Annotated in this window: 27 protein-coding genes; 10 read left to right on the top strand and 17 right to left on the bottom strand. The window is 32.7% G+C overall.

Annotation, left to right across the window (positions count from 1 at the left end; genetic code table 11):
• Window positions 1–136: 136 nt before the first annotated feature.
• Window positions 137–361 (bottom strand): hypothetical protein, encoded by a 225-nt coding sequence (locus AAGU07_RS14835; RefSeq protein ID WP_069581798.1) that lies wholly within the window; start codon window positions 359–361, stop codon window positions 137–139.
• Between the two features lie 283 nt (window positions 362–644).
• Here AAGU07_RS14835 and AAGU07_RS14840 point away from each other — a divergent pair, with 283 nt between their 5' ends.
• The gene (locus tag AAGU07_RS14840) at window positions 645–2,843 is read left to right on the top strand and encodes an ATP-binding protein (RefSeq protein WP_342459874.1); all 2,199 of its coding nucleotides are present in this window, start codon (window positions 645–647) and stop codon (window positions 2,841–2,843) included.
• A gap of 3 nt (window positions 2,844–2,846) precedes the next feature.
• Here AAGU07_RS14840 and AAGU07_RS14845 read toward each other — a convergent pair whose 3' ends face one another.
• From AAGU07_RS14845 to AAGU07_RS14875, 7 genes are all read right to left on the bottom strand, one after another.
• Window positions 2,847–3,686: an NAD(P)-binding domain-containing protein gene (locus tag AAGU07_RS14845; RefSeq protein WP_342459875.1), complete on the bottom strand. Its 840-nt coding sequence runs from the start codon at window positions 3,684–3,686 to the stop codon at window positions 2,847–2,849.
• Between the two features lie 37 nt (window positions 3,687–3,723).
• Window positions 3,724–4,584 carry an ARMT1-like domain-containing protein gene (locus AAGU07_RS14850; RefSeq protein WP_342459876.1) on the bottom strand — a complete coding sequence of 287 codons (861 nt, stop codon included), beginning with the start codon at window positions 4,582–4,584 and terminating at the stop codon, window positions 3,724–3,726.
• A 90-nt stretch (window positions 4,585–4,674) separates the two neighbouring features.
• Window positions 4,675–5,688 carry a site-2 protease family protein gene (locus tag AAGU07_RS14855; RefSeq protein ID WP_342459877.1) on the bottom strand — a complete coding sequence of 338 codons (1,014 nt, stop codon included), beginning with the start codon at window positions 5,686–5,688 and terminating at the stop codon, window positions 4,675–4,677.
• A 134-nt stretch (window positions 5,689–5,822) separates the two neighbouring features.
• Complete coding sequence (locus AAGU07_RS14860; RefSeq protein WP_342459878.1) at window positions 5,823–6,023, bottom strand: MoaD/ThiS family protein; 201 nt, start codon at window positions 6,021–6,023, stop codon at window positions 5,823–5,825.
• 4 nt (window positions 6,024–6,027) lie between these two features.
• Complete coding sequence (locus AAGU07_RS14865) at window positions 6,028–6,957, bottom strand: TIGR00269 family protein (protein ID WP_342459879.1); 930 nt, start codon at window positions 6,955–6,957, stop codon at window positions 6,028–6,030.
• Window positions 6,958–7,024: 67 nt separating this feature from the next.
• Entirely contained in the window at window positions 7,025–8,593 is a 1,569-nt protein-coding gene (locus tag AAGU07_RS14870; protein ID WP_342459880.1) for a dihydropteroate synthase-like protein, read from the bottom strand.
• A 243-nt stretch (window positions 8,594–8,836) separates the two neighbouring features.
• The gene (locus AAGU07_RS14875; RefSeq protein ID WP_342459881.1) at window positions 8,837–9,352 is read right to left on the bottom strand and encodes a hypothetical protein; all 516 of its coding nucleotides are present in this window, start codon (window positions 9,350–9,352) and stop codon (window positions 8,837–8,839) included.
• 812 nt (window positions 9,353–10,164) lie between these two features.
• Between AAGU07_RS14875 and porC the strand changes: the two genes are divergently transcribed.
• The 7 genes from porC to AAGU07_RS14910 all read left to right on the top strand — a co-directional run bounded on the left by porC (window position 10,165) and on the right by AAGU07_RS14910 (window position 14,724).
• On the top strand, window positions 10,165–10,695 hold the full coding sequence (gene porC, locus AAGU07_RS14880) for a pyruvate synthase subunit PorC (protein WP_069581777.1): 531 nt from the start codon (window positions 10,165–10,167) through the stop codon (window positions 10,693–10,695).
• Between the two features lie 8 nt (window positions 10,696–10,703).
• Complete coding sequence (porD, locus tag AAGU07_RS14885; RefSeq protein WP_048082852.1) at window positions 10,704–10,946, top strand: pyruvate synthase subunit PorD; 243 nt, start codon at window positions 10,704–10,706, stop codon at window positions 10,944–10,946.
• Between the two features lies 1 nt (window position 10,947).
• Window positions 10,948–12,099, top strand: a complete 1,152-nt coding sequence (porA, locus tag AAGU07_RS14890) for a pyruvate synthase subunit PorA (protein ID WP_342459882.1) — start codon at window positions 10,948–10,950, stop codon at window positions 12,097–12,099.
• A gap of 1 nt (window position 12,100) precedes the next feature.
• The gene (gene porB, locus AAGU07_RS14895; protein WP_069581773.1) at window positions 12,101–12,967 is read left to right on the top strand and encodes a pyruvate synthase subunit PorB; all 867 of its coding nucleotides are present in this window, start codon (window positions 12,101–12,103) and stop codon (window positions 12,965–12,967) included.
• 12 nt (window positions 12,968–12,979) lie between these two features.
• Complete coding sequence (locus AAGU07_RS14900; RefSeq protein WP_342459883.1) at window positions 12,980–13,471, top strand: 4Fe-4S dicluster domain-containing protein; 492 nt, start codon at window positions 12,980–12,982, stop codon at window positions 13,469–13,471.
• Window positions 13,472–13,481: 10 nt separating this feature from the next.
• Complete coding sequence (locus tag AAGU07_RS14905) at window positions 13,482–13,913, top strand: 4Fe-4S binding protein (protein WP_048082856.1); 432 nt, start codon at window positions 13,482–13,484, stop codon at window positions 13,911–13,913.
• 232 nt (window positions 13,914–14,145) lie between these two features.
• The gene (locus tag AAGU07_RS14910) at window positions 14,146–14,724 is read left to right on the top strand and encodes an MEDS domain-containing protein (RefSeq protein ID WP_342459884.1); all 579 of its coding nucleotides are present in this window, start codon (window positions 14,146–14,148) and stop codon (window positions 14,722–14,724) included.
• Between the two features lie 97 nt (window positions 14,725–14,821).
• On the opposite strand, the gene AAGU07_RS14915 is transcribed toward AAGU07_RS14910, so the two are convergent.
• Both AAGU07_RS14915 and AAGU07_RS14920 read right to left on the bottom strand, forming a co-directional pair.
• A complete protein-coding gene (locus AAGU07_RS14915; protein WP_342459885.1) occupies window positions 14,822–15,175 on the bottom strand; it encodes a hypothetical protein in 354 nt (117 codons plus the stop codon).
• A 205-nt stretch (window positions 15,176–15,380) separates the two neighbouring features.
• Entirely contained in the window at window positions 15,381–16,460 is a 1,080-nt protein-coding gene (locus AAGU07_RS14920) for an acyltransferase (protein ID WP_342459886.1), read from the bottom strand.
• Between the two features lie 380 nt (window positions 16,461–16,840).
• Between AAGU07_RS14920 and AAGU07_RS14925 the strand changes: the two genes are divergently transcribed.
• Window positions 16,841–17,680, top strand: coding sequence for a fumarate hydratase (locus tag AAGU07_RS14925; protein WP_342459887.1), 840 nt, complete (start codon window positions 16,841–16,843; stop codon window positions 17,678–17,680).
• A gap of 412 nt (window positions 17,681–18,092) precedes the next feature.
• On the opposite strand, the gene AAGU07_RS14930 is transcribed toward AAGU07_RS14925, so the two are convergent.
• From AAGU07_RS14930 to AAGU07_RS14950, 5 genes are read right to left on the bottom strand one after another with little or no spacing between them, the layout of a single operon-like run.
• Entirely contained in the window at window positions 18,093–18,479 is a 387-nt protein-coding gene (locus AAGU07_RS14930) for a roadblock/LC7 domain-containing protein (RefSeq protein ID WP_342459888.1), read from the bottom strand.
• Window positions 18,480–18,524: 45 nt separating this feature from the next.
• On the bottom strand, window positions 18,525–18,875 hold the full coding sequence (locus tag AAGU07_RS14935) for a roadblock/LC7 domain-containing protein (protein ID WP_342459889.1): 351 nt from the start codon (window positions 18,873–18,875) through the stop codon (window positions 18,525–18,527).
• The gene (locus AAGU07_RS14940; protein ID WP_342459890.1) at window positions 18,865–19,386 is read right to left on the bottom strand and encodes a GTP-binding protein; all 522 of its coding nucleotides are present in this window, start codon (window positions 19,384–19,386) and stop codon (window positions 18,865–18,867) included. The genes AAGU07_RS14935 and AAGU07_RS14940 overlap by 11 nt, the downstream gene beginning before the upstream one ends.
• 60 nt (window positions 19,387–19,446) lie before the next feature.
• Complete coding sequence (locus AAGU07_RS14945) at window positions 19,447–19,956, bottom strand: hypothetical protein (protein WP_342459891.1); 510 nt, start codon at window positions 19,954–19,956, stop codon at window positions 19,447–19,449.
• Window positions 19,957–19,969: 13 nt separating this feature from the next.
• Entirely contained in the window at window positions 19,970–20,344 is a 375-nt protein-coding gene (locus tag AAGU07_RS14950; protein WP_342459892.1) for a roadblock/LC7 domain-containing protein, read from the bottom strand.
• A 415-nt stretch (window positions 20,345–20,759) separates the two neighbouring features.
• On the opposite strand from AAGU07_RS14950, the gene AAGU07_RS14955 reads away from it, so the two are divergent.
• Window positions 20,760–21,302, top strand: coding sequence for a hypothetical protein (locus AAGU07_RS14955; protein ID WP_342459893.1), 543 nt, complete (start codon window positions 20,760–20,762; stop codon window positions 21,300–21,302).
• A gap of 74 nt (window positions 21,303–21,376) precedes the next feature.
• On the opposite strand, the gene AAGU07_RS14960 is transcribed toward AAGU07_RS14955, so the two are convergent.
• The gene (locus AAGU07_RS14960) at window positions 21,377–21,613 is read right to left on the bottom strand and encodes a PRC-barrel domain-containing protein (RefSeq protein ID WP_342459894.1); all 237 of its coding nucleotides are present in this window, start codon (window positions 21,611–21,613) and stop codon (window positions 21,377–21,379) included.
• Between the two features lie 281 nt (window positions 21,614–21,894).
• A complete protein-coding gene (locus AAGU07_RS14965; RefSeq protein ID WP_342459895.1) occupies window positions 21,895–22,110 on the bottom strand; it encodes a helix-turn-helix domain-containing protein in 216 nt (71 codons plus the stop codon).
• Window positions 22,111–22,789: the final 679 nt, after the last annotated feature.

The following is a 22,789-nucleotide window of genomic DNA, read 5'->3' on the forward strand; positions in this document are numbered from 1 at the left end:
AAGATAGCACAAAATGCATTGATTACTTTATCAAATTTAAATAATAAAAAGTAAAAAATAAGGATTTTTAAATTAAACAAGAAAAAATAATTATTAGATGTGTAATTTTCCGCCCAGATATCCAAAAGCAACTGCCCTATCTGTATTCTTCCAGTATTTTTTTATAAAGATCAATAATTTCATTTATAGCTGAAGACATGAAATTATCTGAAATTCCATCTACTTCTGCATTTAACTTATCCAGAATTTCATTTGCCTGATCCAAAGATTCATCTGATGGTTTTCCAGTATTTTTAATATCACTCTCTATTTCTTTTAAGTTACTTTCACTCTCCATTATCACATTTCCAATATTTTCCATTTAATCACCCTTACCTATAATTTAGTATTACTAACTTTTATATTTAGTCATAATAGTGCAACAGGTATGTAAATACATACAACTCTAAAGTAAAAAGTACTGACAATTCAAAAATGGTAATAAATATTATAAAAAAAATTAATAAAGTTTTTATACATTCAAAAAATGAATGCTTGAAGAATATATAGAAAAATAAATATACATAAATCAACAATTCTGAATTAGTTCAATCCTAATTCGCATATTGGGCTCTTTAAAATTTAAAATTGAGATAGGGGATAATATGAATTTATCAAATGAAATCTCAGGAAATGCTTTGATGCTGGAAACTATTTTTGACCATACACATTTTATGATAGCTTATCTAGACAAGGACTTTAATTTTATTGGAGTAAATAAAGCATATGCTAAAAAAAGCAATAAAACTCCCGATTTTTTTGTGGGAAAAAACCATTTTGACCTTTACCCACATAAAGGGAACGAAAAAATATTTAAAAACGTAGTTAAGAGTGGTAAGCCATATTTTGCATATTCCATGCCGCTCGAACATTCAGAATTAGGAATTACTTATTGGGACTGGGTAATTAAACCAGTTAAAGATGACAATGAGGTAACGGGAATATTACTTAGTTTAACAGATGTCACTGATTATAAACGAAATGAAGATACGATTAGCGAAAATCAACGAGATTTCCTGGATAAACTGGTAGAAAATCGTGCGCAGGATTTATTATCTAAACAAAAAGAATCCGAAAATTCTATCTTAGAAATTGAAGACCTTAATCAACAAATTAATGAACTCAAAAAAACCAACCAGGAATTTAAAGAAATTATTTCAAAATATGAAATTTCTGAAAGTGCAGAATCTGTTGGAAAACAGGTTAATGAAATCCTGGAGAAGCAAGTAGCAGCAGAAGAGTTGTTAAATATCAAAAATTTGGAAGCTAAAAAGAAGGATCAAAAAATTGCTGAGCTTGAAAAAACCAATGATAAGTTCAAAGAGATTATTTCAAAATATGAAGACTCTAAGATAGAAAATGAGAAATTTATTAAGAATTTAATTGAAACTCATGCTGAAGAGCTGGAAACTACTAAAAATGAAAATATGTCGAATCTCAATGAGGAAATCATCGATAATGTCAGTGATGCAGTAATTGTGGTTGATGGCAAATTACGCGTAAAAATGTGGAATGATGCTGCCCAGAATATATACGGCTGGAAAGAAGACGAAGTAATTGGAAAAGTTGTTTATAATGTATTTAAATCTAAAGAAAGTCCCATAGAACGTTTAAAAGTTTTAGAGTACTTGAGAACTAATGAATATTTAAATTCTGAGTTTATTCATTACAGTAAAGACGGCAGCCCTATCAATATAAAGAGCATAATTATAGCCAAACGTGATAATAACAGCCCTGCCATAGAATACATACTCATAAATCGGGATATTAGTGAACTTAAAAACTCTGCAGAACTAGTAGCTATCTCAAATTCAGAAATTGAAAACTTAAATCAAAAAGTTATTGAACTTGAAAAATCCAATGACGAATTCAATGAAATCCTTTTAAAGTATGAGAATTCTGAAAAATTATTTGAAAAACGCGTTAAAGAAGTTCTAAGGAAACAAAAAGAAGCCAAAGAGTTATTAGACGCTAAAAAATTGAGAGTTGAAGAATTAAATCAAAAGATAATCAACTTAGAGAATACCAATGAAGAATTCAGCATATATATTTCAAAATTAAAGGATTCTGTAGAATCTCAAAAGGATATTTATGAAAAACAGTTGAAAAAACTTACCGCTGATTTAAATCGTTCAAATGAAGAGCTTCAACAGTTTGCTTATGTAACTTCACATGATTTACAGGAACCGCTTAGAACCATTGCAAGTTTCACACAGCTTTTAGCAAAACGATATAAAAACAAAATCGACGAAGATTCTGATGAATTCATGGAGTACATCGTTGACGCTTCAACCAGAATGCAGGAAATGATTAAGGATTTACTGCAGTATTCAAGAGTAGTATCAAGAGGAAAAGTGTTTAAGCTAACAAACACTGAAGAAATCATAGATTATACTACCTCCAGTTTAAAAACCTTAATTGAAGATAATGATGCAGAAATAACCTATGATAAACTTCCAAAGGTAAATGCAGATTCAGGTCAGCTTTTACGGTTATTCCAGAACCTGGTTGAAAATAGCATTAAATTTAGACAGTTTGCAGTTCAGCCCAAAATCCACATCTCATGTAAGGAACATGGAAATGAATATGTATTTTCTGTTGCTGATAATGGTATTGGAATTGAAGAGCAATATTTTGACCGTATTTTCACCATATTCCAGAGATTACATACAAAAGAAGAATATGAAGGAAGTGGAATTGGATTACCTGTGGCCAAAAGGATCGTTGAACGCCATGGTGGACGGATATGGGTTGAATCAGAGCCGGATGTTGGATCGACTTTTTACTTTACTATTCCATATTAATTTCTAATTTTTTCTATTTTTATTATCCATAATTTCAAAAATTTCTTTATAATCCTCAGGCCGCTTGTCAATGCCGTTAATTTCACCATAAAGCTGTTTAAAAAACTCAAATGTTGCTTTAACCATTTTAGCATCACTGTTTTTTGAAATTAACTCAATAACTTCTTCCATCTCTTCAGCCCTTCGCCTTGAGTGTACTGCACTGCTTATTATACGGGATACTGCAGACTCCCTGAAGCCTTCACCTTCAGTTTCTGCAATGTATTTTAAAGTTTCTTCATCAATTCCCATTTTATAAGCAGAATAAAGCGTTTCAAAAAGTAATGCAGAAATTCCTTTAGTAAATGAACTTCTAAAGAGTTTAATAGCAGAAGCCTGCCCTATTTCACTACCTATAACAGATATATTCATCCCGTATTGGTTTAATTCTGCAAATTGTTTTGCAAATGGTCCCGATACAAGTATATGGGCATTCACCCCATTTTTTCGTACACTGCCTATTATTGAAGCATCTGCTGTTTTCCCATTTTCAATGTGCGACAACGCTTCTTCAGCAGTTGAAGGCGAAATATTATTTATATCAATATAAATCCCTTTAACATATTTTCCAACTTCTTTAGCTACTTTAACTGCCTGATGAGGAGTAACTACAGAAATTAAAATGTCGCAAGATTCAGCAAGTTCTCGATTTGATTTACATAGATTCAGCTCCATTTTCTTGGCCAGTTCCCTTGTTTTCAAGCTTCTGCCCAGAACACATGTAAACACATCGGCGCCGTTATTTAAAAGTCCTGCTGCCAGAGTCGAAGCAACTTCTCCAAACCCTAAAAATCCTATTTTCATCAAATCACCCAACTACAGTATCTTGATAATTTTACAATTAAAGTTCCAAAACAACGTTGTCCCCTACGTTAGCGCCAACGCTCTTTGCAACAGCATTACATTTAACGTTGAACAGACAGAATACGGGTTTATCCCCTAATTCCATTTCAGTTATACCTTCATAATTTCCAAGTCCTTTGCTGATTACAAGATCTGCTTCTTCAAAAATTTTTTTGAATTCTTCAGATATATCTGCATATAAAATACCTATTGAGTCCGTACCTGTTGATACAAGCTTTGCAACTTTATCAAGCCCAATTTGAACTGCATCTTCAATACATGCATCGTTAAGTATAGGTTTTTCTTTAAGAGCAACTGTAACATCTACATCGTAATCTTTAAGCTTTTCTATGAGCAATTTATCAAAGACTATTTCTCCACTGTTATCTGCCAGGTAAAGGACATTTTTTGCAGATTTGAGTTCATTTTCAAGCTTATCAATTTGATTTAATGCAATTTCTTTTTCCATATTCTTGCAAATAGCTTTTTCAACATCAAAGTTGACTCCAAGTGCCCCAAAATCTATTAGATTACCTGTAATAGCAGCTTTTATATATGTTTCAAGCCCATCTCTCCCATTTAATATTTTCTTAATTTTTGGGAGGAATTTTAACGCTATCTCATTCCCTTTCCGCTTCTCTAAAAGATAGGGGTCTTCATTTCCAGTTCTATCTTTAATAATTCGGTGTATCCTAGTTCCAACAACGTTAGAAACCGCCCCTTTATGAAAATCATTGTACACAACTCCTACCAGTTCTTCCATGATTTCCATTTTAAGTGATTGATTATCTGTTGCAAGATCAAGTGCTTCTTTGGCCTGTCTTAAAAAACAGGGCGCACATTCATAGTAAACTTTCATTTAAATTCCTCTTATTATTTTTTAAAAAATATTAACATGTATATTTTGTAATTAGCTTAAAATACTGAATTTTTTAATTTATGAGTTCTGTTAAAATGTTCGTGGTGCAGGTGTCAGGCAGAGGATGAAAATGGCAATTGTCAATACTGCAATTATCTTTCTATTTCTGCTGAGTTTAGAAACATTATCTAATGCACCAGGATGTGTTCTTGCCATAAATAAAATAAATACTGCCATTAATAATGCCATTGCATACCATCCAAGGAATACTGTTACGACTATGCCTGCTACAGATACATAATGATGAATTTTCGCATTGAAAATGGACCTTGAAATGTGACCTCCATCTAAAACTGCAACTGGCATTAAATTGAGCATAGTAATGATTGTCCCTACCCATGCAGCAAAAGCTACTGGACTCAATATTACACCATACCCGTTAGGTACAGCAGGAAATGCAAGGGCCATCGGGACATATATAAGAAGAGATGGAAACATCTGCATGGTTGTACTACTCATAGGGGCCAGATATGACAATGAAATACCAATTACAAGTACTGGAATTGTTACAATAAACCCTGCAATGGGCCCGCTGACTCCAAGGTCAAAAAGGGCATTTTTATCGGGTATCGCAGATTTTACATTTATAGCTGCTCCAAAAGTACCTATTGGAGGGATACCTGGTATAAAATAAGGTAGTGTAGCCTTCACACCATGTTTTCTTGCTGCAAAGAAGTGTGCAGTTTCATGTGATCCAATTATTGCCAATAACGCTATTGAAAAAGTTATTCCTTCCCAAATGTTCCCTCCAAGCATATATCCTGCAGATACAGTAGTAATAATTGTTACTAAAAAAAGGAAAATATTGAGATGAACCTTTGATTCAGCAGATTCAGGCTTATTAACTATATTTATTTTATAATTCTCCCCATATTCATCAATAAAAGGTAGGTATCCTATTTTATCAAGATCTTTTACCAGTTGAAGAAATTTCTCTCTGCGGTAATCATAAACTACAAAATAAAATGATTTTGGCTCTCTATAAACACTTTTTACATTGAAATGATTTGAAACGCAGTTTTCAATGGCATCAGTTGTTTCCACATATTCACATCCAAGTTAGGATCAAACTTTGTTATCTATATACTGGTTTTTATTATTTATAAATTCTATAAAATTTAAATTATGGGAGAAGAAACATTGAATCAACTTAATGCACTTAAAAATCATGAGAAATATTATCCCCCATATATAACACGTATAACTTCAATTACATCCCCATCTACAAGGGATTCTTCTTCTATCACGATTTCATTGTTTCTTTTGACAACAACTGTCTCAGAAGAAATATCCATTGCATCAAGTACTTCTTTAATGGTTGTTTTTTCCTGAATTACTCTGTTTTCTTCATTTTTTCCAAAGATCACTGTTACTTCCATGTTACTATTCTCCATTTAATGATTTAACAAACAGACACGCCCTGCATAATTCATGGGATGCTGGCTCACCGCATTGTATACAATTTCCCATATTTACTTTTTTGCCTGAAAATTCTTTTTTTATGGCAGGCTTTATCTTATCAAAGCCTTTAAGGGTCGAATACATTATAGTAGGGTGATTGGCAGATAGTTCTTTTACAAATCTTCCAACTTCTCCCCGGAATGATTCCTTTGAATAAGGGCACTCATCAAAATGAACATCCAGCTCACGGGCAATTACATATAACGCCACTTCTTTTTCTGGAATTTCCCTAATTGGTTTTATCTTGACGGTGAATTTATCATTTTTAGGTTCTGATTTTACCCCAATTCTTGTGAGGTTATCTATGTTACCTTCAAGATAATTCATTAGTATTGCTTCGGTTTCATCATCTAAATTATGGCCTGTTGCAATTTTGGTGGCATTTTCTTCCCTTGCCACCCTGTTAATGATCCACCTTCTAAATACTCCACAATAAGTACATGCACCGTGCTGCCTTGACTCATTATGCAGAATTTCATCGAGTGTTTTTCCAAAGTAATCCTTAAATGATGCTATTCTATGATCTATACCCAATTTTTTGGCGTTTTTCGCTGCAATTTCCACCCCATGCTTTCGGTATCCTTCTATACCTTCGTCAATGGTTATGGCGAAAAGATCTATTATGTTTCTTTCATGGAGCGAATTAACGATGTCAAGAACCATTACACTATCTTTCCCACCAGATAAAGCAACTGCAACTTTATCTCCACGTTCTATGAGCTTATTTCTGCGAATATTTCTTAAAACTTTTTCAGTTGCTGATTCAATGAAGCAGTCTTTACACAGCATTTGCCCCGAGGCTTTTCTATGTATTATTACAGGCGTCGCGCCGCATTTAGTGCATGTTTTCATGATTATAACCTAAAATTAACTTGTAATTTACATCTTGAATTATTGCTTTAAATAATTGGAAATTAAATTAATAATCTAAATTTTTAAATAATGGAAAATCCTGAATATAGTTTTTATTAAGTTTGGCTGCTATTTCAGCCTTTTGAAGCTCGGCACCAAGGTATGTTGCGTGTTCAATTCTTGAAACAAGTTCCTGTTTAATTATTTCATCATATACACTTTTTGCAGTCTTACCTTTAATGACCATATCTGGCTTCAAATGAATATAGTGCACCGCCTTTATAAAACCATTTTCAGCTATTATTTTAAAGCTCCCTTTAGGGTCCTGGGTGAATTTATAGTTTTCTGCACCTTCCAATACAGGCGCATCAACTTCTTCAATTAATGTTTCTCCCCTATGTTTATCCTTTAAAATTATAAGGTTTATACCCAGATCTTTTGCTGTAGAACCCCTGTGTTTTGAGAGAAACATCATTTTTGACGAAACTGAAAGTTCATGAACACTTCCAAGTGTTTTACCGCTTTCTTCAGGCGTAAATAAAATACTTGCCCCAAGTTCCATTGCAATTCCAGATAGCAGAGCATTTACCCCAACAGAATCTGTATCCAGGAGCTCAGTGACATTTCCGACTCCAAAGAATAAAGGCGCTTTGTTTCGTGCTTTGAAATCATGGCACGCTATTATTGACTCAACTATGCTCTTACTGTTAATAGGGTCCAGAATTAAATCAGCTATCACGTCGATTTTTCCACATTTTTGTACGAGACTTTCCAGTGAGTTAACACGTTCTTCCACAGTATGAGGTACCCAGTTCTTTCCGAAATCTGTTGGCAGTATAACTGCAGGAATCTGTTTTTCTTCCATCAAAGGCAGTACTTCCTCACAATTACCGTGATCAAGGCTTAAAACCATGTCAACCCCTGATTCAATCCCTGCTTTAATTTCTACAGGATTCAAAGTATCAACACTTATAGGGATGCCATTTAGATTTTCTTTCAATAATTTTACCATTTCTGGAATTTTATCGGCCTTATTTTCACCGGCAATCATTCCAATATCTATCATCTGAGCCCCATTTTCTACAAAATATTTTGCCCGCTTCAGGAGTTCGTCTTTACTGAGTAAAGGTGCATTTGCAATTTCAGCCAGTACCCTCATTGGGAAGTCTTCACCCACAGGCAGGTTACCTACAAGGATATTTTCAGGCTTTTTAAGAAGTTTTTTAGTGTTTTTTTCATCCTTCTCAAAGTCATCTATAAACTTCAAGGCCCGCTTCTTCAGTTCTTCTTCAATTAATTTATCTGCAGGTATCTGAGATGAAAGTTCCAGTTCATCCACCATTTCAAGGATTACATTTAAATCTGCAGCGTCTTTTGGGCCTTTATAGGTTGGAATTCCAGTTTCTTCACCTATAACACTTACATCTTTACGTATAAGTCCCGGAGTTATAATTGCATCATAAGACTGAACATCAACGTTTTCCAGGTTGTTCAGTTCTTTCAATATTTTCCGAGGAGTTAAAAATGCCGCAATTGGCGTATCTACTACATGAGTATACACTTCTTGCTTAGATTTGCTTGAAATATCCTTAACCAGCTTACCTGCAAGTTTACCTGTTACTATTAAGATTTTCATGTTACCACTTACAAATTAATTGAGAAGTATCGATAATCGCTCACGACCGGAGTGCAGTTTAAATTCTATAAATGATTTGGCCCTTAAATCAAAGGCATTTAACATAACACATCAAAATGTTACGGCCATGAGCTAACTGTAATTAAATTCAATAAGTAGTTTCTAATTATTAGATTTAACTACTTAAAAATAAATTAATTAATGTATCAATTTTAAGGAGCTAACTAAAAAAATAATCAAAAGTTATGTATCGTTTAGATTGCAGAGACTTTCTATTCCTGATTTTAAAAGAAGAATGAGTATTCCACTAATTATAGTTGCTATTGCAGGGATCCACAGCCCAGATATTCCCATTGGAATTAATATCAAAGTAATTGTACTTTTAAGTGCTTCATTCACTTTTCCATCCTTTATAAGTTTAATTATGCCTTCATTTCCACATATGTAAGATTTAGCTTTCTTTTTAAAAATTTCCCAGAAGTTTTTTCCTATTTTTTCTGCACTCTCAGCAGGAATTTCACGGGATATAGTATCTACAAATAACTTTCTGGAATTAAGAGGTTCTTTTTTAAAATCAAAAGATTCTCGAGGCTTTAATAAACACTTACTTTTAAAGTCACCATCTGCTTCTAGACCCATTGAAATTAAAGATGCACCAATTTCTGCATAAATATTCTTTTTATCAGCAACATCATAATTTTGCACAGCTTCATTAACCAGAGCATTTAATCTATTTTTATCTATTTCTGTTGAATTCATCAACCTCTCTCCATATAATGTAAGTAGTTTCTATCAATTATATCCTGTCAAATTATATAAAACCACTGGAAATTAGTACTAAAACTGTATTAACTATAGTTAAATATATTCTTGGATAATACTGAATTATTAAAAATTTATTTTACAAAAAAATAGCTATAAACATTTTTTTTATACCTATAAAATATAAAAGAGGCTAATTTTGCCCATCATATCTAAAACATATTGTTTTTAATTCATTTAACCATTTAAACAATTTTATAGTGAATGACCAAATATTTTTGGCTAATATCAAAATTGTTAATTTCGCAGGTGCATAAAACTTACAGTTTTTGCAAATTAGTTAATAGGGTAATTTGTTTATGCGTTTTGCATTTAAATACGTAATTACGGCCAAAAACTTTAGGAAACTTTCACAATTTGATTGTGATGCCGGAGGAAACGAAGTTTCCTCGGCCTGAACATGAAATGTTCGAGAGCATCGAAAATCTACGATTTTCGAATACCTAAAATTTATAAGTTAAAAAAGTTACATCATTCACTATAAAAATAAGTTAACAATTGCTATAATTTATAAAAAGATTGCATAACTATGACTAAAAATAGTAATTAGATATTTTTTATTAGGACTTCACATCTGTTTATTTTCATTTAACAGTTCTCTATTTATATTAAGAAAATATATTTAAGAATTGAATTTTTTTAGCCTCTAGCTATAATCAAATAATATTACAAAAATAAAATTTGTCATGATTAAAAATATATATATATCCTAATTTATAATGATTATACATGAGGAATGGAGGTACAGTATGATCGAAATTCGATTTCATGGACGTGGTGGACAGGGTGCAGTGACTGCTGCTGAAATTTTAGCAAAAGCAGCTTTTGAAGATGGAAAGTATTGTCAAGCGTTCCCGTTCTTCGGTGCTGAACGAAAAGGTGCACCAGTCATGGCTTTTACAAGAATAAACGATAAACCAATAAGAAGAAGATATCAAGTTTATAATCCTGATCATGTTATTGTATTGGATGAAACTCTCTTAGAAGCGGTAGATGTATTATCAGGGCTTAAAGATGGTGGAAAAGTAGTTATAAATACCACAGATGACGTTAATCTTGGAGAAAATGTAGACTCATATAATATTGACGCCACAGGAATTGCTCTGGATATTTTAGGAGTTCCAATTGTCAATACAGTTATGTTAGGAGCATTCGCAGGAGTAACTAATATAGTTTCACTAGATTCTCTTATTAAAGTAACTAAAGAAACTTTCCCCGGAAAAATAGGTGAAAAGAACGCTAATGCAGCTAAAATAGCCTATGAAAAAATTAAAAAATAGGTGATTTCATGACAGCCATAGGAGCAACTGTTAAAGAACCTGGAAGCAGTGTCAAAAATAAAACAGGAAGTTGGAGAACATTTAAACCTGTTTTAGATAAAGACAAATGTATTAATTGTGAAAATTGTTTTTTATTTTGCCCAGAAGGGTGCATAACTAAAGAAACTGATATAGATTATGATTATTGTAAAGGATGCGGGATTTGTGCCCATGAGTGTCCTGTAAAAGCTATTAAAATGGAGAGAGGATAAGATGAAAGTTATTACAGCAAACAGGGCTATTGCAGAAGCAGTTAAACTTGCAAAACCAAAAGTCGTACCTGTTTATCCTATAACTCCACAAACAACCATCTCGGAATATCTAGCAACCTTTGTTGCAAATGGAGATTTAAACGCAGAATACATAAGAGTTGAATCAGAACACAGTGCAATAAGTGCCGCAGTAGGTGCATCTGGTACAGGTGTTCGAGTATTTACTGCAACATCATCTCAGGGTTTAGCATTAATGCACGAGATCTTATTTGCAGCAGCTGGTTTAAGAAACCCAATAGTAATGGGAAATGCAAACAGGGCATTATCAGCACCATTAAGCATATGGAACGATCAGCAAGATTCAATCTCACAAAGAGACACAGGATGGATGCAGTTCTTTGCTGAAGATGCTCAAGAAGCTCTTGACTTTGTATTACAGGCTTACAAAATTTCTGAAAACGAAAAAGTCTTACTTCCAAGTATGGTCTGTGTAGACGGATACTATCTCACCCATACAGTTGAACCAGTAGATATCCCAACACAGGAAGAAGTTGATGAATTTTTACCTCCATACAAACCAACACATTCATATCTTGATCCTAAAGATCCGATGTCACTTGGAACATTTACAGATCCTAATTACTACATGGAAGCAAGGCATGACATGGAAGTAGCCATGGAAGGAGCTAAAGACGTAATAAGGGATGTAAACAAGGAATTCGCCGAAAAATTCGGTCGTAAGTACGACTTAGTTGAAAATTACATGTGTGATGACGCTGAAGTGATCATCATAGCCATGGGATCACTTTGTGGTACAATAAAGGCAGTTATAGACAACATGAGAAAAGAAGGACATAAAGTCGGTCTTCTCAGAGTAATAGCATTTAGACCATTCCCTAAAGAAGATATATACAATGCAATTAAGAACGCGGATAGAGTAGCTGTTCTGGATAAAAACATCTCACTGGGTATTGGAGGAGTCCTGTTCAACGAGATCAAAGCTAAAATGGATGTAGATGCCAGAGGCTTTATATTAGGTCTTGGAGGGCGTGACGTATCCAATGAAGATATAAGAAATATAATTGAAATTACCAAAAATTCTACTGAAAGCGATACAATTAATTGGATCGGCTTAAAAGAGGAGGAAGCATAAAATGGAAGTACCTGAAAAAGAATTTCTTGCTGCTGGGCACAGAGGTTGTGCTGGATGTGGTGCTACCATAGGCGCAAGACTTGCACTTAAAATGCTAGGTGAAAACACTGTAGCAGTATCTGCAACAGGCTGTTTAGAAGTTATTACAACTCCATACCCTGAAACATCATGGAACATCCCATGGATCCATGTAGCATTTGAAAATGCTGCAGCGGTAGCATCAGGTGTTGAAAGAGCTCTCAAAGCACAGGGAAAAGATGATGTTAATGTAGTAGTATTTGCTGGAGATGGTGGAACAGCAGATATAGGGCTTCAATCTCTTTCAGGAGCTATGGAAAGGGGACATAATATAATTTACATATGTTACGATAACGAAGCTTACATGAACACTGGAGTCCAAAGAAGTGGTGCAACACCATACGGTGCATCAACAACCACATCACCACATGGAAAAGAAAGCTTTGGTGAAGATAAGCCAAAGAAAAACATTCCAATGATAATGGCAGCTCACGGTGTTCCTTACGTTGCAACAGCATCCATTTCATATCCTGAAGATTTCATGAAAAAGGTTAAAAAAGCAACCGAAATCGATGGACCTGCTTATATCCACCTCCACCAACCATGTACAACCGGATGGGGATACGATCCATCAAAAACCATAGAACTTGGAAGATTAGCTGTCGATACTGGTTCATGGTTGCTTTATGAAATTGTAGATGGGGAATTTAAAGTAACATACAAACCACTGCAGAGAAAACCTGTAAATGAATATTTAGAAGCTCAAAAACGGTTTAGACATCTTGCGGATGAAGAAAAAGAAAAGATCCAGAATTATGTGGACAGTATATGCGCTGAACTTAAAATATAGGGGGATATATTCTTGGAAAAAGTATTGATTCAACCAGAGATTTGCGATGGATGTGGAGATTGTGAAGGAGCATGTGAAAAACTTCACGGCACATCAAGAATCATGGTAAGAGAAGTCGAAGGTGCTTATTACCCCATTATTTGTCAGCATTGTGAAGACGCTCCATGTATGAAAATCTGCCCTGTAGATGCAATTGATGAGGGATCAATTGACTCTGAAAAATGCATAGGATGTTCTCTATGTATGCTCATATGTCCATTTGGGGCAATTTCAATACATGAAAGAAAAGCACACAAATGCAGCCAGTGCCCTGATCTTGATACTCCAGCATGTGTTAAAGCATGTTCCAAAAGAGCCATTTCCATTGTAGATACTGAGAAAATGAAGCTAGAGAAACAGGCCGAACACATTAAAAAGTTATCAGGTATCGGTAAAAAGTCTAAAAAGAAAGGACTCGTAAGTGTTTTAACACACGGTACAAGGGCAAAGGATGCTCTTAAATAGGAGGCATGAAATGAGAGAATTAATTTCACGACCAGAACTTTGCGAAGACTGCTCAAAATGTGAAAGGGAATGCCCTCAAAATGCAATAAGAGTTATAGAAGGAGTTGCAATCCACTGTTTACACTGTGCACCAGATAGGGCTCCCTGTTTAAACATATGCCCAGAAGATGCCATAGAAGAAATAGACGGTGCAATTGTAGTTGATGAAGACGCATGTATAGGATGCGGCCTCTGTAAAACTGCCTGCCCTATTGGAGCCATCTACATAAATGAAGAAGGTATTGCAAAGAAATGTAACCTGTGTATTGATCAGGAAACACCTCGCTGTGTACTCACATGCCCAACCGGCGGTCTGAAAGAAGATTCATCAGAAATGATATTAGATAAGCGTGAAAAAGTCGCTAAGGAACTTGAAAGACTTAGGATGATCATGAGGTACTGACTTATTCAATAATGCTTAATCAGAATTGATTAAGCTTACTCTTTTTTATTAAAATTTATTTTATTTTAAAATAATTTATTAGCTGCAGATTAATTAAAATCATGCTATTTATAATTGTAGAATCCCCAAACAATATTTCCTGTCCTATTTTAATATCTTACTATAATCAATAATTATATTAAAGTTAATAGCAATATTTAAGAATTGATTTTACTTTGTGGAGAAGATATGAATGAAAGACCAATTAAGGAAGTCAGGTATTGAACTTATTGGAGAAGTACCATGGGGCACACATTTTTGTCAATTCTATCAAACTAAAGAAAACTTAATAGATATACTGATCCCTTATTTTCAAGCAGGGCTTGAAAATAATGAGTTCTGCATGTGGGTTACCTCACAACCCTTAACTACAGAAGAGGCTGAAGAAGCATTAAAAAATGCTGTTCCTTATGCAGATAGTTATCTCAAAAAGGGGCAAATTGAAATTATCTCCTACAAAGACTGGTATCTTAAGGAGGATGCCTTTGATTCAAATAGAATCTTAAATGGATGGGCTGAAAAATTGGATTATGCTTTAAAAAAGGGCTATGATGGTTTAAGGCTAAGTGGAAATACTTTCTGGCTTGAAAAAGAAGACTGGAATGAATTCAGCCAGTATGAAGAAGAAATAAATGATGTATTTGGTAAATCCAATGTGCTTGCCATTTGTACATATTCCCTTGATAAATGTAATGCAGATGATGTAATCGACGTAGTTAATAATCACCAGTTCGCCCTAACCGAGCTTGAAGGTGAATGGGCACTTATGTAACATGTAGCACTTGAAATTTAAAATAAAATTGATCATCATTTAATGTCTAAAACATCAAATGGATTATATAACTTAAAATTACTAGTTTGCCAATAACTTATTCATTTACACCATTTTGAAGTTCTTTTAAGTCTCCGTGAAGTAATTCTTCAAGTTCATCTGCCATTATGACCATTTCCAGATATTTATCAGTGTCATCAATTGTATAAATAATATTTCTTATTGCGGGAATAAATTCCAACATATTTTGTGCATCTTTAACTGTTTTAGGCTTATGTTTAGGGTTTTTATGTAATTCCAATACGAATTTAATTACTTCAGTCCAGACTTCATCGTAATTATATTCTTTCATGTTACTAATTATATTGAAAGTATTACATAAGTAATTTTCAATAATTTTTACTTTCCCATACAATATTTTAACAAAGCTTATGTCTAGAGTATTGTGCAAATATTTACCATTTAAATTATTATTTAATTTTTGATTAAATAAATAGAATTTTTTAAAACAAGTTACCTAAATTAACCAGTATGGAAAAATTTTGTTTTTTTTTTCAATATAACCTATTAATGAAGTATAAACTGTACACATGATATGGACATGAGCGTTAACAGAAATCAGATTATTGCTATAATTCCAATAGGCAGTGACCACATCAATGAAATATCTTAGAAATATCAAATGTGGGTTTTTGAATTATTTTTTTAGAAATGTATTCTTTGAATTTTATTTCCAGAATGAAAAATAAAGAACCCACTATAATCAGGATAATTATATTACTAATTAAAGAGGTTATTCCATAAATATGCTGTAATCCAAATTCTTCAATAGTTGAAGCCATTGAAAGTCCTGAACCAAAAACTATTATCTGCACTAAAAAAATGTGGTAAGAAGCTCTGCCAATGAACCCAAATAAACCAGAAATTTTTTCTGAAACTAATGGTAAATATCTCAAGCCGACTAAACATATAGCTAATGGGTAAAAAAAAGATAGAACGTTACGAGGTTGCCATGCAGGCTGGAAGTGTATAAAATTCCAATTAAAAACCGAAATTGATATCATATAAACAACACTTACAATTAGCCCCATTATTATAAGTTTTCTTTTAAACACCGTCTTTAAACTGTTAATATCAAAGTTATCTAAGGTCCAAACACCCAATGCTATTATAAATAAATACCTTAAGATACACGCTCTATAAAGATATGAATTATTTTCTAAAACAGGAATTTGATTGGCCAATATCTCAAAAACAAAAGTTAATACAAAGCTTAAAACTAAAGTAAATTTAGGATTTTTCTTGTATAAGTAATATAATATAGGAAAAACAAAAACAAACTGAAATATAATGGATACAAAATAGTTACCAGGCCCAGATAATGGTAAATAACCTAAAATGCTTAAAAATCCTATGTAAAGATCTCCCTTAAATAAAAGACCTAAAATTGCAGACAATATGAAAATAACAATGAATGGATAGAGTAATCTTTTAAAACGGCCCTTAATATAGTTCGTATTATATATTTGACTTAAAGTTATGTATCCCCTTCTTTTAAAGGACATTGCTGCATTTAAACCCATAATAACAAGAAATATTGGTACTGCTTGTTCTATAGTGAAAATAGATAGTGGAATTTTAGCTAAGTTTCCAGGTAATACATGTAAAGTTATAACTGCAATTATTGCAAGTCCTTTTATAATATCTATTTGAATGTAATGCTTGCTTTCATCCAATTTAAGCACCGATTAGTAATATTAAACCAGTAGTATTTTGAAAGTTTCTAAGATAATTAAACTTTATAAATCTACTAAAATAACTTTTATGAGAGTTTATACATTCTATTAGTTTGTTGAAAGTCTTTATAACCTGAAATTTCAATAATGCCTACAATTAAAATCAAAACTAAAAATAATGTCGTTCCCTTCAAATTATCCGCCCCCGCTATGCTGATTCAATATATTTATGGAAGATAATAATAATAGTTACTATTACAATCAAACAGAAAGGGTTATGTTTAGTTATAAGAAATAACTTAATATCTTCGTTTTTTTTAATACGCTTGAAAATAACTGATTTAAATAACAAAACATAATATTTATTAGAGAGGTTTATCATGATTACTCAAAGTACTATAGAAGATACAATATTTAACTTATTCAAAGAGGCCGTAATCAAGTTGCCTGATGATGTCAGGAAAGCGCTTGAAGAGGCATATAAAAATGAAGATGATGAGATTGCATGTCTAAATCTTAAAGCTATACTCGATAATATTGAAGCTGCTGAAGAACTTAACGTTCCAATGTGTCAAGATACAGGTCTCCCAATTATTTTTGTTAAACTTGGTAAAGTTGAAGTTGAAAACCTCTATGAAGGCATAAGAAATGGGGTCAAAAGAGCCACTAAAGAAATACCACTCAGGCCAAACGTGGTAAATCCACTAACAAGAGAAAATACAAGTACAAATACAGGCAATTTGATTCCTCAAATAGATATAGAACTTATTGATGAAGAAAAAATTGAATTTACAGTTTTTCCAAAGGGTATTGGATCAGAAAACAACAACGCCCTCAAAATGGCTTTACCAGGAGAAGGTATCGAAGGCATTAAAAAGTTCGTTCTGGATACAGTAATTGCTGCCGGTGGAAAACCATGCCCCCCAATAATTGTGGGAGTTGGAGTGGGAGGACTATCAGATATGGCCATGAAACTTGCAAAAAAAGCGCTGCTTGGAAAAGTTGGAGAACGGAATCCAGACAAGATGATTGCAGAACTGGAAGAGGATCTTTTACGCCAGATAAACGAAACTGGAATTGGTCCAATGGGCCTTGGAGGTAAAACAACAGCACTCGATGTGAAAATTCTAACTGCAGATACCCATACTGCAGGACTTCCAATAGGAGTATGTATTCAATGCTGGGCCGGAAGGCATGCAGAAGCTGTTTTACGGCCTTAAAATAAGATTTAAAAATCCTTTACTCTTTTTTGTTTTTACTTTATAAAAAATATCTTTTCCATAAAATGAGAAAGTTTAAAATTTCTAATCACAAACAGGCGATACCCTTACAAAAATTACTGCAAAACAGGCAAATAATAATTAGAAAGTAAATTTTGGTTCAAGGCATATATCCTGGAATTCCAACGTTATCACATCAAGAATCTCCATGAAGTTTCAAAGGATGATATACAGGATGTTCCAAGCGATAGATAGCAAACATGTTAGTGGAACCATAATAGACACTTAAACTGGTGCACATTATAGGAATTTAAATTTAGTTAAACAGCCACAAACTAATTAATAACGATTTAACTGTAACAAATCAAAGTATACATAATAATTTCACGACAAAACAAAAAGAGATATGACATTATATTGCATCAGATCCGTAAGCTTCCTGCATTATATCATATATTTCTTCTACTGCTTTTTTCATCCTTAAAAAAACCATACCCGTATTGACATTCGAATTCATAGAACATACCAAAGCTACAGATGAGAAACCCATAATAATTATCTGTATTTTCTCTCCAGTTATTAAAAGGCGCTTTAGCTCATCATTACCTACATCTTCAAGGGTTTTTTTACCAATTTCCAGTAAAGATGCAGACATTGCAGCTATTCTCTGGTTTTTAACATGAGGATTACTTGAAGTAAATATCAGTCCGTCCTTCCGGATAACATAGGACTCCTTGATATCAGCACGCTCCTGCATATCCTCAAGAACTTCATATATTTGCTCTGAAATTGGCCTCATTTTTAAATCACTGGTTTAATTGATTTTAGAGATGCTATAAACAGGTTAGTTATCAGCACAATCCCTAACTACTTTTTTAAGAGTTACCCTGATCATTCCAATATTAGCATTATTTTCTGTTAATACTATTATAACATGCTTGTTTCCAAATTCTTCTATAATAATCTTTCCCGAATCTGTTTCAACAATTAATTTCTCTAAATTACCATAACTAATACTTCTAATCATTTCTCTAACTGCACCAAGTGCTGCAGCAGTTGTAGCGCTCAAAATAGAAGTATTTTCATCTAATTTACTTACAGGAATACCATCTAATCCTGCTAAAATAGATTCTTTTACCCCAGTTATCCTATTTATAGAAATTAAAGCTTTTTCGAAATTTGTTTCAAGTTTCATTGGATTTACCCAAACTATTTAATTTTCTTTCAATATTTTCTATAAGACTGCCCATTATATTTTCAAGATCTTGATTTTCAAGTGCTGACGTGTTAACCACTGGAATTTCGTCAGGTATACTAAGTTCTTCCCTAATTTGAGAGTCTTTAATTTCACAAATATCCGTTTTATTGGCAGCAATTATATAAGGTACATCATATCCCGTTATAAACTTTACGAGTTCATGGTCAACGGGTGATATCCCTACAGTAGAGTCAATTAGGAGTATAGCTCCGTCCATTCCAGTAGCAAGAGTGTTCCACATAAAAGAAAATCTCCTATGTCCGGGACTTGCAAATAACTGTATTAAGAATCCCTGTTGTTCAATCTGGACAAAATCAAAGCTGGTTGTAATGCTATTAAAGTCTCCTTTAAGAAGCAGATCTTGCCCGCTTAATTTTTCGACAAATGTTGTTTTCCCTGCATTAAGAGCACCGAATACAACTACTTTAAGGATAGATCCCGCTGCCATTAACTATTAACGCCCCTTTTCTATGTTTGCTACAATTTATATCTCAAATTTTTTAGATCCCTAAAATTTTTTCAGGACAATTTTACTGTTTCCATCTTTAGAGTCTATACTGTCAACTATGAAAGGATCTCCAGTAACTTCTTCCATCATAGCTGCACATCCCAAAGCCAATGGACATCCAACAGAACGAGGGACATCATTTTCTTCCAGATAGTCCGTGTAATGATGAGCACGGCAGTTTTTAACAGTAATTTCTATGCTATTATCCGTTACATCATAATCCATACTATCAGCTACATTAAAACGTCCAATGAGATAACTGTCGTAAAATTCCATCGCTTTCTGGGGACTGCTTATATCTTGATCTACTTTAAGCATAGTTGATCCTATTTTAATAAGATGCCATATATCTTCTCCAAAAGCCCTAGTAACTCCTGCAGAACCTGCCCCTGATACTTTCCAGAGACCTTTAGTTAGCCCCATTAATGATGCTGCGTATAAAACATTTATAGGATCTGGCTGATCACGGAGCAGCGCTACCACTGTATCCATCTTCATATCTTCTGTCATTTAAAATCCCTTCTTATTTCTCCATTACGTCTCTTACTTTATCTGCTGTTCTTTCTACTTCCATGAGTACAAGCCCAAGATTAACTTCTTTAGGCGAAAGTACAGCTAAAATACCTTTACTACCTGCAAAAGAAAATGTAGCCTTACCAACACTTCCCTCAATTATGATCTCACCTAGATCTCCTCTGCTTAACTCATCACAAGTCCTTTGAGAAGTACCTACAATTGCCGCACCCATTGCAGCTAAACGTTTCTCATCAGTATCTTGTGGTAAAACAGAAGCTATCATTAAACCATCTGGCCTTAAAAGAGCAGCACCAGTAACATCACCAGGAGCTCTTTCCATAAGCTCATTTAAAATACCACCTACGTCTTCACGAATACCCATATTAAATTCTCCTCAATTTTTGTTTTTGTTAGATCCAATTCCTATCCTTTTTATTTTAATCTGCAGCGCAAAAGTATGGATTAATTTAAATTCCATAGTCATACCGCTGTATGTATCGATGATTACTTTAATTAAAGGAAATAATTATTTAAAGTGTGAATATGTGCTATTATCATATATGAGACAATGTGCATTTGCGAAAAGTATAAATACCATAATTAAAAATCAGCAATTTAACTGTAAAAATCTTAGTATTACCCAAATATGTAATAATAGAAGTAATATATTAATTTAATTAAAAATATTTATACTTGATGCAATTAACCATATAATTACAGCAATACACTTAATTCAAAGAATAACTAATTAAAATATTTTGATTCAGTGATTAAAACTTGTTATTTAAAGTGATCTTATGAATGAATTTACCGATCTAAAAAGAGCAACAGTATCTGTACCTCAGGACTTAGATTATAAATTCAAAAAGGTTGCCTCTCAAAAATTCAAATTTGAAAAGGGATGGTACAGCAAAGCAATGGCTGAAGCTATGGAAATATGGTTAAAATATAATAATCTTATTCAATTAAAAAATGGAACAAATTCCCTTGGCCGTTTCGTAGGTAAGCTGATATGGGATGAATGGAAGCAGAATTTTCAGAATATAGATTTCCAAACAGCTAATGAATCTACAAATCAAATTTTAAATCAGTTTAGTACTAAATCAACATATGTAGAAAATATAGATTATCATATTAATAATGATGACTTGAAAATCTATTTAAAGAGTTATACTATAGATGACAAACCCAATATGGTGGAAAACTTGTTAACCGAATATCTTCAACCAATTACAATAATTACCAGGGCCGGAATAGAGGATATTACAGGTGAACACTATAAAATAAATGAGTTTAAAGTAGGAAAATCCAGCAAAATACATTTAAAAAAAGTGGATTAAATACTAAACTCATAATTTAATTTTATTGACGCTAAAAAAAATAAGTAAGTGGATTCAATTTACTTTTTAATATTTTACATCATTCCTTTACTTTTTTCTCCAGATTTTTTTAAGAGTATCCTTTCGCCTACGGTTTCAATCATGCTGTAAGGAATAACCCTATCTCTTCCTCTAAGGCGTCCTCCTTCATGAAGAATAATAGAATCTATTTTGTCGGAGTCAAAATCAACATCAACATCGTCCACTTTACCAAGTTCGTGGCCTTTTGCATCTAAAACTTCTTTTCCAATTAATTCATCTTTTACTTTCAATTAAATCACCTCAAACTCATAACAAAGAACTATAATCACTGGCTATCAAAACCAGTGAAATAATTCACCCTATTTTCAAAAAATTTAATGGAATAACTGAACTGTATTATTACTATATTTAAAATTAGTAATATATTTTGTTATAAATTATACCTAAACGAAATTAGATAAATAAAATTCATTTAATTTGTAAAAAAAGCATTTAAATACCTATTTCTATAAAAACTAGACGTGTTAAAATTTCTTAAATTAAGATTAAAAAAACAAGATTTAGAGTCTTATTATTTTGACTCATTCTTTAAATTAAAAACTGTTTCTGATTTTATAAGGCCTTTATTTTCCAAATCATGCATTAATTGAGCTATTATTGCATATTCCTGGCCAGTATAATCAGCTAACTCCTCAATAGACGCGTTTCGTTTTCTGCTTAAATAATCTAATGTGTTCATCATTAATTCGCGCCTTAACTCCTCATTTTTCCATTTGAACATCAACATATCAATCCTCACATTTGGAATATGTATTTTGGCAACCTGCAAAAACTTCGTTTTTGCTGCCTGCAAAATCTGTGATTTTGCGGTTCAGGAAATCTTCGATTTCCTTCAACATCAAAATTCTCTGAATTTTAAAAGCCTGCAAAAACTTCGTTTTTGCTGCATCAAAATTCTCTGAATTTTAAAAGCCTGCAAAAGCAAAGCTTTTGAAAGTTTGTAACCTCTATCATTTATTCACTTTTAGTGTTTTATTTTACACTTGAAGTGTATGTCTTACTCCAATATATAAATTTTGTTGATTAGAACATATTGTATGAATAAATTGTAATTATTGTATTATAGTTAGTATAATAAAAATTTTTAGATCGCTGCATACTCCACTTTTAATATTAAATACTAAATCAATGAAAATCCATTATTATCCTACTTATAATATTAAATCAATTAGAATACAATAAAAAAAGGATATACTCCAAATTTCAGTATTTTTACCACACATTATGACTTAATAATTAGTATATTTAACATAACCCTATTCTAAATTAACAAACTGTCCTCATTTAAATAAATACAGTAAATAATTAAATAAAAACAATAAAAATTACTAGTTTAGATGATTGATTTATAGAATAAATACATTTAAGAGCCTATTTTACATATAGTTGGTGTAAATTAAGTTATA

Source organism: Methanobacterium sp., assembly GCF_038562635.1.
Taxonomy (GTDB): domain Archaea; phylum Methanobacteriota; class Methanobacteria; order Methanobacteriales; family Methanobacteriaceae; genus Methanobacterium_D.

Bases quoted from the DNA above. Each gene is read 5' to 3' on its own strand.
- AAGU07_RS14865 (WP_342459879.1), bottom strand. From the start codon at position 6,957: ATGAAAACATGCACTAAATGCGGCGCGACGCCTGTAATAATACATAGA.
- AAGU07_RS14840 (WP_342459874.1), top strand. From the start codon at position 645: ATGAATTTATCAAATGAAATCTCAGGAAATGCTTTGATGCTGGAAACT.
- AAGU07_RS14950 (WP_342459892.1), bottom strand. From the start codon at position 20,344: ATGGGTATTCGTGAAGACGTAGGTGGTATTTTAAATGAGCTTATGGAA.
- AAGU07_RS14850 (WP_342459876.1), bottom strand. From the start codon at position 4,584: ATGAAAGTTTACTATGAATGTGCGCCCTGTTTTTTAAGACAGGCCAAA.
- AAGU07_RS14925 (WP_342459887.1), top strand. From the start codon at position 16,841: ATGATTACTCAAAGTACTATAGAAGATACAATATTTAACTTATTCAAA.
- AAGU07_RS14940 (WP_342459890.1), bottom strand. From the start codon at position 19,386: ATGGCAGCGGGATCTATCCTTAAAGTAGTTGTATTCGGTGCTCTTAAT.
- AAGU07_RS14845 (WP_342459875.1), bottom strand. From the start codon at position 3,686: ATGAAAATAGGATTTTTAGGGTTTGGAGAAGTTGCTTCGACTCTGGCA.
- AAGU07_RS14870 (WP_342459880.1), bottom strand. From the start codon at position 8,593: ATGAAAATCTTAATAGTAACAGGTAAACTTGCAGGTAAGCTGGTTAAG.
- AAGU07_RS14875 (WP_342459881.1), bottom strand. From the start codon at position 9,352: ATGAATTCAACAGAAATAGATAAAAATAGATTAAATGCTCTGGTTAAT.
- AAGU07_RS14945 (WP_342459891.1), bottom strand. From the start codon at position 19,956: ATGACAGAAGATATGAAGATGGATACAGTGGTAGCGCTGCTCCGTGAT.
- AAGU07_RS14910 (WP_342459884.1), top strand. From the start codon at position 14,146: ATGAAAGACCAATTAAGGAAGTCAGGTATTGAACTTATTGGAGAAGTA.
- AAGU07_RS14835 (WP_069581798.1), bottom strand. From the start codon at position 361: ATGGAAAATATTGGAAATGTGATAATGGAGAGTGAAAGTAACTTAAAA.
- AAGU07_RS14905 (WP_048082856.1), top strand. From the start codon at position 13,482: ATGAGAGAATTAATTTCACGACCAGAACTTTGCGAAGACTGCTCAAAA.
- AAGU07_RS14935 (WP_342459889.1), bottom strand. From the start codon at position 18,875: ATGAAACTTGAAACAAATTTCGAAAAAGCTTTAATTTCTATAAATAGG.
- AAGU07_RS14860 (WP_342459878.1), bottom strand. From the start codon at position 6,023: ATGGAAGTAACAGTGATCTTTGGAAAAAATGAAGAAAACAGAGTAATT.
- porB (WP_069581773.1), top strand. From the start codon at position 12,101: ATGGAAGTACCTGAAAAAGAATTTCTTGCTGCTGGGCACAGAGGTTGT.
- porC (WP_069581777.1), top strand. From the start codon at position 10,165: ATGATCGAAATTCGATTTCATGGACGTGGTGGACAGGGTGCAGTGACT.
- AAGU07_RS14930 (WP_342459888.1), bottom strand. From the start codon at position 18,479: ATGAGGCCAATTTCAGAGCAAATATATGAAGTTCTTGAGGATATGCAG.
- porD (WP_048082852.1), top strand. From the start codon at position 10,704: ATGACAGCCATAGGAGCAACTGTTAAAGAACCTGGAAGCAGTGTCAAA.
- AAGU07_RS14955 (WP_342459893.1), top strand. From the start codon at position 20,760: ATGAATGAATTTACCGATCTAAAAAGAGCAACAGTATCTGTACCTCAG.
- porA (WP_342459882.1), top strand. From the start codon at position 10,948: ATGAAAGTTATTACAGCAAACAGGGCTATTGCAGAAGCAGTTAAACTT.
- AAGU07_RS14965 (WP_342459895.1), bottom strand. From the start codon at position 22,110: ATGTTGATGTTCAAATGGAAAAATGAGGAGTTAAGGCGCGAATTAATG.